We start from the raw sequence: 16,536 nt of genomic DNA on the forward strand, positions 1-16,536 counted from the left end.
CAAAAGACTCCGCTCCTGCGAGCAGGAGCAAAGGAAAGGTCAGAACAGCATCAACTGGCCAGCTCGCGCAGTACCCCTTGAGCCACAGACAGGACAGCACAGTCGATTACGGCCGTCCCCTGAATATCCGCCAGCGTCTTGCGCCAGCGGGTTACGCGGCGCTCGTTACGCTCACACCACTGCTCAACGCGCACGGCCGGTGGTCCCTGTTCGGTTTCCACTTGCTCGCACACCCGTGTTGTAAGACAGCGTAGCTGATGATCCAGTTCATTGCGGAAACTGATCACGGCCATCGCCTGCCAGTGACTCTCCGGTCGCAGGGCTCGCATCTGCCCATCCAGCCAGGTCAGGTTGAGTCCCTCACCCAACGAGAAGTAAACACCGGCCACCTCTTTCACCGGACAATCCAGCTGCAGACTGATATCGATAATATCCATCAGCCAGTAACGGCTCTCGGTGGAGGAGCAGTAGAGCGCCAACTGCTCCGGCGCACCGTCGGCCAGCAGTTGCTTGAAGCCCTTTTCCCAGCGTGAACGGGGGATGATTTCGGCCAGTGCATCCGGCGATGCCATCACCTGATTCAATGCGGGCTGATAGGCCTCTACCAGTCCTTCTGGATCCAGTGTTTGACGGCGGTACTGCAGCAACCAGTGGCTGCCACGCGCCAGCAGGCTGGTCAGGTCCTTGAGCATGCGGACCTGCACACCGGTGCTGACCTGACCATCCAATGCTTCAATATCCATCCAGCGCTCTTCCACCCCGAACAGGTGACGTGCCACCAGATAGGCGGCGGCAATATCTGCCGGCTGCGCACCGCTGGCAGCTCGCATCTTGTCGATGTAGGTGATGCCCATGTGGTTGATCAGATCATTGGCGATCTGGGTCGCACTGATCTCGGCACGCAGGCGGTGCTGCTCTACGGCACCCGGGAAGCGTGCCAGCAAGGAGGCCGGGAAAGCCGAATACAGCGGGCTGGTGTAACGCTCATCCCGGGTAATCCAGGCACTGATCAACGCCTGTTTCAGCTCGATCTTGGCATAGGAAATCAGCACCGACAGCTCCGGACGACTCAGCCCCAACCCCTGACCGCGACGATGCTGCAATTCGTCATCGGTGGGCAGGTATTCCAGCGCACGATCCAGCTTGCCGGCATCTTCCAAACGCTTGATAAAACGCAGATGGTCATCCAGCGACGCCGACGCAGTGGCCGTTGCCACCGTGAGCGCGAACGCCTGACGGTAGTTGTTCTGAAGTACCAGCTCCGCCACTTCAGAGGTCATGTCGCGCAGCAGCTGGTTACGTTCTTCCAGCGTAATATCGCCCTGCTGCACCCGCTCGTTGAGCAGAATTTTGATGTTCACCTCGTGGTCGGAGCAATCCACACCACCGGCGTTATCAATAAAGTCGGTATTGGCGGCACCGCCGTTCAGCGCGTACTCGATACGGCCACGCTGAGTCGCTCCCAGGTTGCCGCCTTCCCCCAGTACCCGACAGCGCAACTGTTCGGCATTGACCCTGAGGGCATCGTTGGACTTGTCACCCACTTCGTCGTGGGTTTCCTGACGTGCCTTGATATAGGTGCCGATGCCACCGTTCCAGAGCAGATCCACCGGCGCTGTCAGCAGTGCCTGAATCAATTCATTGGGCGGCAGGCGCTCGGCGTCGGTCTGCAACAGAGTGCGCATCTCGTCCGTCAGCGGAATCCATTTGGCAGAGCGGGAGAAAATACCGCCGCCCTTGCTGATCAGGCTGGCGTCGTAATCTTCCCAGGAAGAGCGCGGCAGCTCGAACAGGCGTTTGCGCTCCTGGAAGGACGCCGCAGCATCCGGCGCCGGGTCGATAAAGATGTGCAGATGGTTGAATGCCCCCACCAGCTGGATCTGATCCGACAACAGCATGCCGTTACCGAACACATCACCGGCCATGTCGCCGATACCCACGGCGGTAAACGGCTGGCTCTGGGTGTCGTGGCCCTTTTCGCGGAAGTGACGTTTGACCGACTCCCAGGCGCCACGAGCGGTGATACCCATCTTTTTGTGGTCATAACCTTCGCTGCCGCCGGAGGCAAAGGCGTCGCCCAGCCAGAAGCCATATTCAGCTGCAATGCTGTTGGCAATATCCGAGAAGGTAGCGGTGCCCTTGTCTGCCGCTACCACCAGATAGGGGTCGTCCTCATCATGACGCACCACGTCATGCGGCGGCACCACATCACCCGCCACCAGATTATCGGCCAGATCCAGCAGGCCACGGATAAAAGTCTGATAACAGGCCACACCCTCGGCGTGGAAGGCTTCACGGCCACCGGTCTGCGGCGGCTGCTTGACGATAAAGCCACCCTTGGCGCCCACCGGAACAATCACCGAATTTTTCACCTGCTGAGCCTTCACCAGCCCTAGCACCTCGGTGCGGTAGTCTTCGACACGGTCCGACCAGCGCAAACCACCACGGGCGATACGACCGGCCCGCAAGTGCACCCCTTCAACACGGGGCGAATAAACAAAGATCTCAAAACGCGGGCGTGGCTGGGGAATATCCGGAATCACGCCGGGTTCCAGCTTGAACGAGAAGTAAGGCTTATGAGCACCGGCTTCCGTGCGCTGATAGAAATTGGTTCTCAGCGTTGCCTTGATGAGAACATAGAAGCGACGCAGGATACGGTCATCATCCAGAGTTTCCACCTGCTCCAGCTCACTCAAAATGTCCTGCTCGATGCGCTCGAAGACTGTCTGACGAGGCTCATCCTGAGGAAAGTCAGGCTCGAAGCGCGCACGGAAGTAGTCCAGCAGCAGACGGGCCAGTGTCAAATGACGGCTGAGCGTATCGGCAATAAAGTGCTGACTGAAACCAAACCGCAGCTGCTTCATATAGCGGCCATAGGCACGCAGCAATGCCACCTCACGCCAGTCCATACCGGCACGCGCGATCAACTGGTTGTAGGAATCATTGTCCGCAAGCCCCTGCCAGATTGGCGCGATCGCGCGCTGCAGCATCTGCTTGCCCTGCTCCTGTGTATCGGCGCAGCCCGGCAGGCTGACACGAAAATCACTGATACCGAAGGACTCTCCCTCAGCACATTGCAGGGTGTAAGGATGCTCGCCCAGTACCCGCATGCCCAGATGCTCCAGCATCGGAATCACATCGGACAATACCAGCGGCTCGCCGGGGCAGTAGAGTTTGAAGCGCAACTCACCGTCTTTGAGGTCATCGGTCTGATAAAAGGCCAGACGCACGCCTTCACTCTCGGACAGGGCAGCCAAATGCATCAGATCTGCTGCCGCCTGGGGCGCCGAGAAACGGGCACGATAGGCAATAGAGAAGGCACCACGGAAGTGCCGGGCCAGCTCGCCGCCGGCTTCGTCACCTAATTGGGAAAGTAATTGATTGCCGAGATCATCATCCCAGGAGCCGGACACTTCCAGCACCCTGGCTTCAATAGCAGCCAGATCCTGCGGTGAAGGTACTGCATCGGAATCGTTGGAAAATACAATTGCTGACTCGGCTTCCGCCTCATCGAGCTGGTCTCGCATGAGGTTCGCAAGCTGCTCAAGTACGGTTTTTTTTGTTGACGAGCAGATATAGGCCATGGCTCCCCCGGGTGCACTTCTTGGCGTGTTGGGTTGTTAGTCACACCCGCCCGAGACAGACGCTGGGGTTGCCATCACCACGATACCCGGCCGCCGTCTCGAACAGGATGTTCCAACTAGTATAGACACAGCAGAGAAGTCACATTCACTATATACTTAACAGGCAAAGACACTTGGCCTTTATTTCAACGCCAGCAAAGATAAAGTGAAGAACCAAAGATAACGTTATGGTCGATTTGGATAGACTTGATCACGCCATCCTCACCGAGTTGCAGCAGAATGCTCGCATCACCGTGACAGAGCTGGCTTCACGGGTAGGCTTGTCCAAGACACCCTGCCAGATTCGCATGAAACGACTGGAAGAACAGGGCTATATTCTCGGTTACACCGCGCTGGTTGATCAGACCAAGCTGGGGCTGAACCATGTCGCCTTTGCCCAGGTCACACTGAACGATACCAGCAGCAAGGCACTGGATGCGTTCAACAAGGCGGTGCGCAAGATCTCCGCGGTTGAAGAGTGTCACATGATTGCGGCCAACTTTGATTATCAGCTCAAGGTACGTACCCGCAATATGGAAGAGTACCGCGCCGTACTGGGTGAACAGATATCCTCCCTGCCCCATGTACTCCAGACCAGTACCTTTGTGGTGATGGAAAGCGTCCGTGACGCCGGCCATCAGGCCGAGTAGAGACTCTTATCAAGCTGCAACGGATACCCAGCCATGAAAATCGGGGAACTGGCCAAACAGACGGATGTTGCCGTCGAGACCATTCGCTATTACGAAAAGATCGGCCTGTTGCCGCCCCCCATCCGCAGCGCCAATGGCTATCGCCACTACAAGGCTGCACACCTGGATCGACTGGTGTTTATCCGCCGCTGTCGCAGCCTGGATATGGCTCAGGACGAAATCCGTGAGCTGATACGTCTGGCCGAGCAACCAGATGCCGACTGCAGTGACGTGGATGCCCTGCTGGAGCATCATCTGCAACATGTTCGTACACGCCTGCGGGAACTCGCCAGCCTGGAGCAGACCCTGACCTCACTGCAACAAGCCTGCAGCCAGGGCCGAACGGTACAGGAGTGTGGCATTCTCGGGTCGCTGACCGCCAACGAATTTGCCAGCCCTTTGCCGGACGAGTCACACAACCACGTACCCGGCACCCATGGAGCGCAGGATAAAAAAGCTGACTGAATTCGCCTCTTCCTGCGCTTGACTCTATAGTTACTACAGGGTTTTCAATAGGTCTAACACTAGACTGAATAAGGAGATCCATCATGGCATGCAGTTGCTCCGGTCCGACCCAGGCAGCTCCGTCAAAAGGCTTTCGCAAGGCGCTCTGGTTTGCCCTTGTCGTAAACGTAGTAATGTTCGCCGTAGAGGGCATTGCCAGTCTGCAGTCCGGCTCGGTATCGCTCATGGCCGACGCCATCGACTTCTTCGGCGACAGCGCCAACTACATCCTGTCTCTGAGCGTACTGTCCATGGGCATGCTATGGCGCAGCCGAGCGGCACTGGTTAAAGGCATAACCATGACGCTGTTTGGCCTGGTGGTCTGGGCGCGGGCACTCTGGCTGATGCAAACCGGCAACGTGCCTGAGCCTCTGACAATGGGGCTCATCGGTATACTGGCGCTGGTCGCCAACGTGAGCGTCGCAGTGGTGCTTTACCGTTTCCGTGAAGGTGATTCGGATATGCGTTCAGTGTGGTTATGCAGCCGTAATGATGCTATTGGTAACCTGGCAGTAATGGCCGCAGCGCTTGGCGTGTTTGGCACCGGCAGCGCCTGGCCTGACCTGGCCGTCGCCGCCATTATGGGCACTCTGGCCGTCACCGCTGGCATCAGCGTGATCCGCCATGCCCGCTCCGATATAGCACAGGCAAACGCCAGTTCAGCCGGTTCAGCTGCTCACTAGCCCTGAGGTATCCACCGCCTGGGGATCGTTATCCTGATAACGGTTGATGATCCCCAGCATCTCATCAAAGTGTTCCAGCGCCAACGCCACCAGCGCGGGATCAAACTGATCTCCAGCACTGTCCTTAAAGTACTGGTAAACCTTATCCTCAGGCCAGGGCTCCTTGTAGCAACGGCGCGAAATCAGCGCATCGAATACATCCGCTACCGCCACGATGCGGCCATAGATATGAATGTCCTCGCCCTTTAAGCCCTGCGGATAGCCCTTGCCATCCCAACGCTCATGGTGATGCAAGGCAATAATGCTTGCGGCCTGAAGCAAGGGCCGGCGCGAGTGACTGAAGACGTCATGCCCTTTCTGACTGTGCGTTTGCATCAGGGCAAACTCTTCATCTGTCAGCTTGCCGGGCTTGTTGAGAATACTGTCAGGTACACCGACTTTACCAATATCATGCATGGGCGAGGCATCATGTAATTCACCACAGGCCTGCTCATCCAGACCAAATTTGCGTCCCAGTAACAGGCTCAACTCCGCCACACGCACTACATGATTGGCCGTTTCTCGACCCTTTGCCCTTTCAGGAAGCGATCAACAAGTTGAACCTGTCTTGAAAAGCTTCTGCCCCTGCCAAGGCAGTCATTGAAGATAGCCAGTCAACGACTTACAAGGCAATTCCTGTTGGTTGGCTATACTTAATTAAAATACTGAAAGCCGTCGTCGACAACACTTCATCCGTAACGAAAAGAGCAATGGGATGTTGACATGATGGTCAAGCTGTGTGAACTTTCGCCCAAGTTTATTGGTGGCCTTATGCCAGCAAGCAACTCCCTTCGTATAACCCCAATAATATGGTTTGGGGGTCTCTACCAGGAACCGTTAACTCCTGCTTACGAAGAGTTGAGCGATTTTGCGCTTTTCTCTTTGTATGCTCGAATTATCGATTTACTCAGAAGAAAAGTGCTTTGTAATTTAAAATTATTGGAGCATGGTTATGAACGATTTCATTCGAGGCTTACCCAAAGTCGAACTTCATCTTCATATTGAAGGAACGCTTGAGCCTGAGCTCATGTTCAAACTTGCAAAGCGCAACAATATTGATATCCCTTTCAGTTCGACTGAAGAGGTCAGTAAAGCCTATAACTTCCATAACTTGCAATCATTTCTCGACATTTACTACCAGGGCGCAAATGTCCTGATTCACGAACAGGATTTCTTTGATTTAACCTGGGCCTACTTATTACGTTGCCAAGAAGATAATGTTCTGCACACGGAAATATTTTTTGATCCACAAACGCATACTTCGCGTGGTATTTCATTTGACACCACGGTTAATGGTATTCATCGTGCCCTTAAGAAAGGTACTGATGAGCTAGGTATCAGCAGCAAGCTGATAATGTGTTTCTTGCGCCACCTGGATGAAGCCTCTGCTTTTGAAACGCTGGAGCATGCAAAACATCATAAAGACAAAATCATTGGTGTTGGCCTTGATTCAGCAGAAATCGGCAACCCGGTGGACAAGTTTGAACGCGTCTTTAAGGAAGCCGTTAACCAAAGGTTCTTAACGGTAGCTCACGCAGGTGAAGAAGGGCCTGCAAGTAATATCCGTGATGCTTTAGGTTTACTGAAAGTGACCCGAATTGATCATGGCGTCAGTTGCTCCCAAGACCCGGCACTTGTAGAACAACTTCTGACACAACAGACCCCGCTTACCGTCTGCCCTTTATCAAATATAAAGTTGAAAGTGTTTGATAAAATGGAAGACCACAATATCGTTCACCTGCTTCGCCAGGGCCTATGTGTAACCATTAACTCCGATGACCCTGCTTACTTCGGAGGCTACATGACAGACAACTTTATGGCTGTGGCTGATGCTCACCCAATGAGTAAAAAGGAAATAGCTCAATTCACCTTTAATGCTATAGAAGCGAGTTTTATATCTGATAAAGATAAAATACGACTTAAAGATATGACTCAAAATTATTTAGAACAGCACTAAAATAAGAAAAGCCAGATAATAAAGTAAACCTTTTTAAGATCACTACAGCCTGGAAATCGATTGAAGCCAAGCTTGTCTACGGCTGCTGCAATCCTCGATTTCCATTTTTTTAATGTATTTACCTTATGAAGCCTACCCTGTCTAAAAACATAAATCATTAACCCCTTCAAAGGGGGTTAAGTTTAAAAAAACCAAATATTTTTAATATGATCGACTATGTCATCGAAAAAGATTACCGAAAGGCCTACCTGCTCCTTAGGGGTTGATCCTTTAGGTCAGAAGGCATAATAAGAGGCATGCTCGCCAATATCACTTCATATGCCAGGTATTGATGATTTTTCATAAGACTCCACTTCAGGCATTGGCCCAAAGCGGACCTTCAGACATTGCCAACAATAGGGTTCTGAGGAGTAGTTATTAACGCAAAACGCACATTATGAAGCTGCGCTTTCAGTCTCAATGACTTCTTTTAAAAGGAATTGGCCGAATTTTTTTGCACTAAAAACTGCCTGAGCCCCCATGATTGGCCAACTATGGGTAATGGCCTCGTGCAAAAACAGCAGTTCATCGTTGTAACTCGTTAGGCCCGTTGCACGAGCCAATCCAATGGATACTTCCAGTTTGTGCCTTTCCAGCATTTTATGCAGCACTGGACTATCGGGATGGGCAGCAACAGCACCATGGAACAAACAACCTTGAGGTGCATTCTCAACCATCCACTTACCGATGCGTTCAAAAACTTCATCCAGTCCCGCTTTCGGGGTGTTCGGCAGCTCATCAAGCAGGTAAGAAAGATACCTTCTATGCCTGTGCTCTAGGGCTGTTATCACCATATCTTCGCGCGAAGGGCAGTATTTGTAGAGGGTTCGTAAGCTGACCTGGCTAGCCTCGCGCAGACCATCGACCCCTATTTGTGCAAAGCCGTTCTCTGCAAATGCCTGCTCTAATCCGGCTGCAATTTTCATATGTGTATCATTCATGATTGACAGAGTAGAACGATCACTCTACATTGGCAAGTAGAACGATTGCTCTACCGGTTTCCCGAAAAGCTTTCAGTGTTTTGGAGTCTGCAAAGAGGAAAGATCATGACTATGAATTCAGCGACAATGCATGCGGTATACCTGACAGGTCACGGTGGCTTCGAAAAGCTCAGCTATACAACTGAGGCTCCTCGGCCGGTAGCGGGACCGGGAGAGGTGTCAATACGGGTAGGGGCAGCGGGTATCAATAATACCGATATCAATACCCGAATCGGTTGGTACTCGAAAAAGGTCACCGATGGCACCACCCTTGAGGGCAGCGAGCAAGGATTTGATGAAGCAGATGCTGCTGATGGAGGCTGGGGGGGAGCTATAAAATTCCCCCGGATACAAGGCGCGGACGTATGTGGCCGGATTGTGGCGGTGGGAGAAGGTGTTCCACCATCTCGTATTGGCGAGCGGGTTATCGTCGAGCCTTGCTTGCGTCAAAGCGAGGACGGTTTTTCCTATTTTGGTTCTGAGTGCGATGGTGGTTTTTCCCAGTATACCAAGGCCCCTGCTCGCTTTTGTCATACGGTAGATTGCAACTGGTCTGATGCAGAGTTAGCTAGTATCCCATGTTCTTACTCCACGGCTGAAAACCTGCTGACTCGTGCCAATCTTGCAGCAAGTGAAACGGTCGTAATTACGGGAGCCTCGGGCGGCGTCGGGTCGGCGGCAGTGCAGTTGGCTAAAAGACGGGGTGCCCGAGTCATTGCGATTGCAAGCGCCTCAAAAGCCGATGAGGTAATGACCTTAGGGGCTGACCGCGTCATCAATCGTGGAGCGAATCTGGTTGAAGCTCTGGGAGAAAAAAGTGTGCATGTGGTCGTCGATCTGGTGGCGGGCGAACAATGGGGGGAGCTTATTCAAATACTGAGAGCAGGAGGCCGCTATGCCGTATCCGGGGCTATCGGCGGCCCCTTAGTCCAGCTGGATGTTCGCACCCTGTATTTAAAAGATCTGAGTTTCTTCGGCTGCACCCTGTTGGAGAAAGAGGTGTTTGCCAATCTTGTTGGTTACATCGAACGGGGCGAAATTCGACCTGCTTTGGCCAAAACGTACCCGCTGAAAGAAATTGTTAATGCCCAAAAAGATTTTCTCAATAAGGCCCATACTGGAAAGTTAGTTCTGGTACCTGAGCATTGATTTCCTTGGGCTATCAGCCCTACGCAACCCGTTCATAAGCAATACCTAAAGGGCTGCTTTGTGCGCAAAGCAGCCATCACACCTCAATTACTGCTAACCTGTCACTCTCCCAACACCATGAGCTTTTCAAATGACATTCTCAGCCTCCGAGCGCAACGCCCTACTTGCCGTCAAAGGCCTAGGCCCCACCGTTATAAAACGTTTTGAAGAGATCGGTATCAATACCTTTGCCGAGCTGGCCACCTACAATGCTGACGAGATCGCCGAACGAGTTGCCTCCATGTTGTGCACCACCTGCTGGAAGAACAGCCCACAGGCCAAGTCTGCGATTGAATCGGCTATCGACCGAGCCAAAGAAGGCTTGTGATACTTAACTGTTTACACCAACACAACAGAAAATCAGAACAGGAAACACCATGATCAGACCACGCACGGATCGCGATATTGAAGCCATTCTGGATATTTGGCTGCAGGCCTCCATCAAGGCGCATGACTTTGTACCCGATGAGTTTTGGGAAGCTCAGGTCGATGACATGCGGACTCTCTATATCCCCGCCTCTGAAACCTTTGTGTTCGAGCAGAACGCGGATGTTGTCGGATTTTATTCTTTGCATGAGGACAGACTGGCGGCGATTTTTGTGTTGCCAGAACGGCAAGGCCAGGGCATCGGCAAGCAGTTGCTTGATCATGCCAAGGCTCAACGCCCCTCGCTTACATTATCTGTGTATACGGAAAATGAAACCGCCTGTGCGTTTTACCTGTCACAAGGGTTTGAAGTTGTCAGCGAACAGATCGATGAAGACACGGGCTGCCCTGAATACACTATGATTTCAGGAACTGCTTAATCACCAAGGGACTCCAGCATGCCAAGACGGCTCACGCAAACCAAACCCGGTACGCATCAGGCGATGAAGAACACCTCCTATGAAAGCATGGTAGTGAGCTGGCTGATGCAGGATGGCTGGCAGGTGTTCCTGCCGATACTGGATCATGGGCATCAGACCGATATTCTGATCTCGGACGGTCCTAGTTATTACCGCATTCAGGTGAAAACCGTTGAAGCCAGTGGCGAGGATCATGTGGTGCATAACGCCTGGCAAGGCAGCAATGTAGATGTGGTGGTGTACTTCGCCCGCAACTCCAACTGGGGTGTGATTGCGCCCGCCTTTGAGGACGATAAGCGCCCGCTGAATCACCCCGAGCACCGCAAGTTCGACCAGGATCGCAAGGAGTTCCTGCGCGAGTTTCATCAGCTTTAAGTCTTTTATTCGCTCTCCTCTGAATTCGCGTCCAATAACAAAAACCGGTGCCACAAGGGCACCGGTTTAAATGTCTAAAGTGAAGACTTGTTTACCCCGCCGTCACCTTATCCTTGCTCATTTCGCCCGCATACATCACCCGATACAGCACCACGTAGGCCAGCATGGCGGTGACGATCGCATTCAACGGTGCGATGCTCAGCAGGCCGGTATCCGGTGATGCAAAGGACACGGCAATCGCCAGGCCCCAGGCGATCATCGCCGCCCAGTTGATCTCCTTGAACTGGTGTTCAGCCGGCGCAGCATAGTTGGTTTTGCAGCGCAGGTAGAAGTCGCCGATGATCACACCACCAATGGGTGGCAGGGAGACGCTGAGGAACACCAGCCAGCTGACGAAGTTGTTGTAGAGGAAGTCGGCCAGAATGGTGCCCACGGCACCAGCGACAATAACCAGATGCACCCGCTTGAAGCCGGTGATGTTGGCCAGGCCCAGACTGGAGGCGTAGAGGGCGTTATCGTTAGTCGTCCAGATATTCAGCACCAGCAGCGCAATACCGGCACCCAGCAGACCCTGTTGCGCCAACACTTCGGCGATATCGGACATGCCGGTTGCGGCGGAGCCAACAGCACCGAAGATGAACATCAGGCTGTTACCGAAGGTGAAGCCGATAATGGTGGCCCAGATGCCGACTTTGCGGGTACGGGCATAGCGCACGAAATCGGGTGTCAGGGTGGCGCCGCTGATGAATGACCCCACCGCCAGCGAGATGCCCATGGCGAAGGTTAGCGTTTCGGTCGGCGTCAGTGACAACAGGGTATCCATACCGCCTTCGGTATCCGAGATCGCGGTGTATACGGACATGCAGCCCAGCACCAGTATGGCCGGTACGGCGATGGCACTGAGCCATTCAATCGCCTTGAAGCCGATCACCACGGTGTAGGTCATCAGAATACCGCCACCTATGATCAGCGGCAGGTTGGGCACATCGAGGAATTTGTTAATCGGGTAGGCGAACATGGCCACGCCCACACCAAACCAGCCGATCTGAGTGATCGCCAGCATGGTCGAAGGCAGTTTGGAGCCGAGGCGGCCGAAGGCGTAACGGGCCAGGATGTGTGTCGACAGGTTGGTTTTGGCTGCCGCGTAACCCAAAAGCGCACCGTACACGCCCAGAATCAGGTTACCGCCCAAGATGATGATGAACAGGTCTGGCCACAGCTTGAAGCCCTGACCCAGAGTGCCACCCGTCCACATGCTGGCGGCGAAGAAGGTAAAGCCGAGCATCACCGCCGACATGGAGAACAGGCCGCGACGTGCGTTTTCAGGGACCGGCGCCAGCGCATAGTCGTCATGGGCGGCGGCGAAGTCTTGTCCGTGTTGTTGTTCAGACATTGTCTTATTCCTTTCTTATTGGAAGGCGAGGTGACTCAAAAGAGGCCTTTCGAGAAGCTGACAGGCTCCTCCCCCGCTCCCAGAGACACGAAGTATTCCTGCTCGGGTGTGCGAGCAATCACTTCGCCACGGCGCACCACATACAAGCGGCTGGGCTTGAGCTGAAGTGCTTCAATAGGGCTTTTCGCCTGCAGAATAACGAAGTCGGCATTGCAGCCCGGCGCCAGTCCATAGCCTTCCAGGCCCAGAATTCTGGCCGGGTTTTCGGTGACGGCTGCGAAAGCCTGGCGCATCTGCTCAAGCCCGGTCATCTGCCCCACATGCAGGCCCATGGAAGCCACTTCCAACATGTCGTGACTGCCCAGGCTGTACCAGGGATCCATCACGCAGTCATGGCCAAAAGCCACATTGATACCGGCTTTCATCAACTCTGGCACGCGGGTCATGCCGCGGCGTTTGGGGTAGGTATCGTGGCGCCCCTGCAGGGTGATATTGATCAGCGGGTTGGCGATCACATGCACATCGGCCTCCCGGATCAGCGGAATCAGCTTGCTGACGTAGTAGTTATCCATGGAGTGCATGGAGGTGAGGTGCGAGCCGGTGACACGGCCCTGCATTCCCAAACGCTGAGTCTCATAGGCAAGAGATTCGATATGGCGGGAATGAGGATCGTCGCTCTCGTCGCAGTGCATATCCACCCTCAGGCCGCGTTGCTCTGCCAGCTCGCAGAGTGCGCGTGTCGCTTCTGCACCTTCGCCCATGGTGCGTTCGAAATGGGGAATACCCCCCACCAGATCGACCCCCATATCCAATGCACGAACCAGGTTTTCATGAGCACGTGAATAACGCAGATATCCATCCTGCGGGAAAGCGACCAACTGAAGATCCAGGTAGGGCTTCATCTCCTCGCGAACTTCCAGCAGTGCCTGCACCGCCAGCAGACTGTCGTCACTGATATCCACATGGCTGCGAATCGCCAGCACCCCGCGCGAGATCGACAGACGGCACATCTCCAGCGCCCGCTGCTTGATCGAGTCAACGGTCAGGCTCGGTTTCAACTCCCCCCAAACCTGAATCCCTTCCAGCAAGGTGCCGCTCTCATTGAGGCGCGGCTGGCCCAGGCTGAGCGCAGCATCCATATGAAAGTGGCTATCTACAAAGGGTGGCGAGGCCAGGTAACCACGGCCATCAATTTCCGTATGGGCCTCGGCCTGAATGGCAGGGTCGACCTGCACAATTTTTCCATTTTGAACCGCAATATCCATTCCGCTGCGCCCATCGGGCAGCACGACATTGCGTACCAGCATATCGAGCATGATTGGCTCCTGATTGTCGAACTCATCGGTCAGGCAGCCGAAAACCGTTTAGCCGCAAGCATTCAGCACAGTCATACCGTGCGAAGGAAAAGGCCAGGGCTTTCAGATGCCATATTTAACGAACGGAGAAACCAGGCGGCAGGATGGGAACAAAGGCGAAGACTTTGGTTTGCTTAAGGTTATACAGATAGATGGAAGGTAGAACGGGCGGGGTATTCGTGCGGCAGAAAGGATGACTGAACCAGGCCGTGAGCGCCGCAACAAGCAATAGGCCGCGTTTCAATTGGCGCAACAGGGACAATATCAACAAGGGCCGCCCGACGGGGGCAGCTGGCAGCGTTATAACTGTTGAACGGCTGGTATAGCGTCGAATCATCAGCGTCTGCTCGGTTTTAATGGACGGCATATCGGCAGTTTGTTTAATGAACACCTGTACACCGAGGAGTGCAGCTTTGCCAACACGGACGTTATTTTAACGGCAAAGAGCCTTGGACATCAAAAAACTACCATTAGGTAAAAATTTAGTCGTGATATACCTGTTGGTCAAACCCTAAAAAGGGGTAGATCTCATATAACCCAAAAGGGTTAATAGATTTATTAAGTGAGCAAAGGGTGTGAAAGGGAAAAAGGCACCCTCTGCCCCACCAGAGCCCTATACTGAAAGAGCTCTGCAAATAGATCGCTTAAATCAGAAGTGCCATTTCAGCAGCAATGAAGGGCTGCGCTCATCCACCTTCGTACCAAACTTGTTGGTCCAGTGCGCATATTCAATACCCACATAGAAAGGTGATGTGGTGCCGATCAATTTACCCGCATTCCATTTCAGCTGAGAGGTGAAATTGATCTCTTCATTATTGGTATCCGAAGACGCAGACCAATCCACAAAACCGTCATACAGGAACTCGGCATTGCCCAGTTTGAAGGGCGCACCCCAGGTCAGTGTAACCATGGTATCGTCGTCCCAGTTCTCGTTCTTTACGCGATACAGGTTAGCGTTGGCGTACTGAAAGCCCGGTATATCAAGGGCCACACCGATACCGGCCATGACGTTATCGAAGCCGTCGCCGCCTTCCCAGGTACCGGCGATCAGCACATCCTTCACCGGTCCGAATGACAAGTCCTTGCCGGTCAGGTGACGCAGGCTCAGGCGCGGCGAGAATTCAAAGTAAAGCGAATCGGTATCGTTTTCGCCCATTTCGCGGTCGATAAAGAAGAAGGTATCACCCCAGTCATGACCACTGGCGTGCTCAAAGGTAAAATACTGGCGATCTTCATCGCCCAACTCATAATCAGTACCATTAAGGTAACTGATACTGAAATCGCTCCACTGCTGTTGGGCATGTACGCCCGTAGAAGCGAGGGTAATACCCAGAACACAGGCGAGATTGGTTGTTTTTAATTTCATTTATGGCCTCGGATTAAAACGTCATATTGTTGTATTACATCTCCATTAAAATAATTGTTTACCATTCGGTCAATTAAACCTTGTAGCCATAATGCGACCCTATAAAACCATCAGGTATGTATTTAATTAACCATGAGATTTCGTGCAACATTTCAGTGCATAAAAATGCATCTTCAATCAATATTGCGCATAAAAAAGCCCGCCATAAAGGCGGGCAATGATCTTCCAGGCATTCTACAGAGAACGAAAAACGTGTTACTTCATGGATTCAGGCATATAAGGGCGTTCTTTGGGATTCAAGAGCATCCAGACGCAAACTCATTTCAGCGGACAGGTATTTCTCCGGCAGGTTCTGGTACTGAGGATAAATGGCCAAACGTTCCTGCAACCGATAGCCGCACGCCGAAGTCTTGAACTCCAGCGACTGTATTTTCGGCCAGGCGCGTTCCGGGTTGATATGGTCAATGGTCAGAGGTGATACACCTCCCCAGTCATTGATGCCGGAGAAGATGTAGTCCTTATAGTGCTCTTGCAGATTCGGCGGCGCCTGCAGGCTGATGGTCGGGTCCAGAATCAGCCGGGCAACGGCCAGGGTCAGCAGCATGTCTTCCAGCTCCGGCTCGGGGGCATCCGCCATGGCGGTGCCGGGCTTGGCGCGGAAGTTCTGCACAATCACTTCCTGAATATGGCCATAGCGCTGGTGCATTTCATTAATGGCAATCAGACTGTCGACCCGCTCCTGCCAGGTTTCGCCGATGCCGATCAGAATGCCGGTGGTAAAAGGCACATTGTATTTGCCTGCCAGTTCAAGGGTGCGCAATCGTTGCACCGGCACCTTGTCCGGACAGGCGTAGTGGGCCTGGCCCTTTTCCATCAGGCGGCGGCTGACATTTTCCAACATCATGCCCATGCTGGCCGATACCGGGCGCAGTTTGAGCACATCCTCTTCCGATAGAGTACCCGCATTCACATGCGGCAGCATGGACGTGTTATCGATCACCAGCTGGCACATGGCGCGGAGATAATCGACCATGGTGTCGTAGCCCAGCTCCGCAAGGCGGGCACGGGCCTCGGGGTATTTCTTTTCAGGTTTTTCCCCCAGGCTGAACAGGACTTCCTTGCACCCCAGACGTTCACCCTCTTTCACCACCGCCATCACCTCTTCCGGCGACATGATATGGGCATCCGGTGAACCCGGCGGTTTTACGAAGGTGCAGTAGCCGCAGGTATCGCGACACATATTGGTGAGCGGAACAAACACTTTGCGGGAATAGGTGACCACGTCTCCCCAGTGGAGATCGCGTAATGCCGAAGCCTGATGGCGCAATGCCAGTATTTCATCACTATCGGCGGTGGCTAATTGATAAGCCTGCTCAGCGGACATCATAATTTAATCTCCCGGGAATCCTGACCGGGGCCTAATTCCACACCATGATGAGATGGCAATCACGGCCTGAAACGCAGTATTGAACTGCTGGATTCCTGTTTATTGTTGTTATG

The 16,536-nt window shown here is 53.4% G+C and carries 16 protein-coding genes and 1 riboswitch; of the genes, 8 read left to right on the forward strand and 8 right to left on the reverse strand.

The window, feature by feature from the left end:
- Positions 1-50: 50 nt before the first annotated feature.
- Positions 51-3,527 carry an NAD-glutamate dehydrogenase gene (locus O3C79_RS16405; RefSeq protein ID WP_494383966.1) on the reverse strand — a complete coding sequence of 1,159 codons (3,477 nt, stop codon included), beginning with the start codon at positions 3,525-3,527 and terminating at the stop codon, positions 51-53.
- Between the two features lie 284 nt (positions 3,528-3,811).
- Here O3C79_RS16405 and O3C79_RS16410 point away from each other — a divergent pair, with 284 nt between their 5' ends.
- The 3 genes from O3C79_RS16410 to O3C79_RS16420 all read left to right on the forward strand — a co-directional run bounded on the left by O3C79_RS16410 (position 3,812) and on the right by O3C79_RS16420 (position 5,499).
- The gene (locus O3C79_RS16410; protein WP_494383967.1) at positions 3,812-4,273 is read left to right on the forward strand and encodes an Lrp/AsnC family transcriptional regulator; all 462 of its coding nucleotides are present in this window, start codon (positions 3,812-3,814) and stop codon (positions 4,271-4,273) included.
- A gap of 33 nt (positions 4,274-4,306) precedes the next feature.
- Entirely contained in the window at positions 4,307-4,777 is a 471-nt protein-coding gene (cadR, locus tag O3C79_RS16415; RefSeq protein ID WP_494383968.1) for a Cd(II)/Pb(II)-responsive transcriptional regulator, read from the forward strand.
- An 83-nt stretch (positions 4,778-4,860) separates the two neighbouring features.
- Entirely contained in the window at positions 4,861-5,499 is a 639-nt protein-coding gene (locus O3C79_RS16420) for a cation efflux transmembrane domain-containing protein (protein WP_494383969.1), read from the forward strand.
- Here the strand turns inward: O3C79_RS16420 and O3C79_RS16425 are convergent.
- Complete coding sequence (locus O3C79_RS16425) at positions 5,485-6,042, reverse strand: HD-GYP domain-containing protein (RefSeq protein WP_494383970.1); 558 nt, start codon at positions 6,040-6,042, stop codon at positions 5,485-5,487. The genes O3C79_RS16420 and O3C79_RS16425 overlap by 15 nt on opposite strands.
- 267 nt (positions 6,043-6,309) lie before the next feature.
- Positions 6,310-6,409, forward strand: a riboswitch (purine riboswitch).
- 81 nt (positions 6,410-6,490) lie between these two features.
- On the opposite strand from O3C79_RS16425, the gene O3C79_RS16430 reads away from it, so the two are divergent.
- Positions 6,491-7,495, forward strand: coding sequence for an adenosine deaminase (locus tag O3C79_RS16430; RefSeq protein ID WP_494383971.1), 1,005 nt, complete (start codon positions 6,491-6,493; stop codon positions 7,493-7,495).
- Positions 7,496-7,929: 434 nt separating this feature from the next.
- On the opposite strand, the gene O3C79_RS16435 is transcribed toward O3C79_RS16430, so the two are convergent.
- Positions 7,930-8,460, reverse strand: coding sequence for a TetR/AcrR family transcriptional regulator (locus O3C79_RS16435; protein ID WP_494383972.1), 531 nt, complete (start codon positions 8,458-8,460; stop codon positions 7,930-7,932).
- A 120-nt stretch (positions 8,461-8,580) separates the two neighbouring features.
- Here O3C79_RS16435 and O3C79_RS16440 point away from each other — a divergent pair, with 120 nt between their 5' ends.
- From O3C79_RS16440 to O3C79_RS16455, 4 genes are all read left to right on the forward strand, one after another.
- On the forward strand, positions 8,581-9,663 hold the full coding sequence (locus tag O3C79_RS16440; RefSeq protein ID WP_494383973.1) for an alcohol dehydrogenase family protein: 1,083 nt from the start codon (positions 8,581-8,583) through the stop codon (positions 9,661-9,663).
- A 130-nt stretch (positions 9,664-9,793) separates the two neighbouring features.
- Complete coding sequence (locus O3C79_RS16445; protein ID WP_494383974.1) at positions 9,794-10,030, forward strand: helix-hairpin-helix domain-containing protein; 237 nt, start codon at positions 9,794-9,796, stop codon at positions 10,028-10,030.
- Positions 10,031-10,079: 49 nt separating this feature from the next.
- A complete protein-coding gene (locus O3C79_RS16450) occupies positions 10,080-10,508 on the forward strand; it encodes an N-acetyltransferase (protein ID WP_494383975.1) in 429 nt (142 codons plus the stop codon).
- Positions 10,509-10,526: 18 nt separating this feature from the next.
- Positions 10,527-10,922 carry a hypothetical protein gene (locus O3C79_RS16455; protein ID WP_494383976.1) on the forward strand — a complete coding sequence of 132 codons (396 nt, stop codon included), beginning with the start codon at positions 10,527-10,529 and terminating at the stop codon, positions 10,920-10,922.
- Positions 10,923-11,013: 91 nt separating this feature from the next.
- Here O3C79_RS16455 and codB read toward each other — a convergent pair whose 3' ends face one another.
- The 5 genes from codB to cofG all read right to left on the reverse strand — a co-directional run bounded on the left by codB (position 11,014) and on the right by cofG (position 16,423).
- On the reverse strand, positions 11,014-12,315 hold the full coding sequence (gene codB, locus O3C79_RS16460) for a cytosine permease (protein ID WP_494383977.1): 1,302 nt from the start codon (positions 12,313-12,315) through the stop codon (positions 11,014-11,016).
- 35 nt (positions 12,316-12,350) lie between these two features.
- Positions 12,351-13,631 (reverse strand): amidohydrolase family protein, encoded by a 1,281-nt coding sequence (locus O3C79_RS16465; RefSeq protein WP_494383978.1) that lies wholly within the window; start codon positions 13,629-13,631, stop codon positions 12,351-12,353.
- 115 nt (positions 13,632-13,746) lie between these two features.
- A complete protein-coding gene (locus O3C79_RS16470) occupies positions 13,747-14,061 on the reverse strand; it encodes a hypothetical protein (protein WP_494383979.1) in 315 nt (104 codons plus the stop codon).
- A gap of 258 nt (positions 14,062-14,319) precedes the next feature.
- A complete protein-coding gene (locus O3C79_RS16475) occupies positions 14,320-15,036 on the reverse strand; it encodes an outer membrane protein OmpK (RefSeq protein WP_494383980.1) in 717 nt (238 codons plus the stop codon).
- 268 nt (positions 15,037-15,304) lie between these two features.
- Complete coding sequence (gene cofG / locus O3C79_RS16480; RefSeq protein WP_494383981.1) at positions 15,305-16,423, reverse strand: 7,8-didemethyl-8-hydroxy-5-deazariboflavin synthase CofG; 1,119 nt, start codon at positions 16,421-16,423, stop codon at positions 15,305-15,307.
- Positions 16,424-16,536 lie beyond the last annotated feature (113 nt).

The organism is Marinobacterium sp. NO-S09, assembly GCF_059179545.1.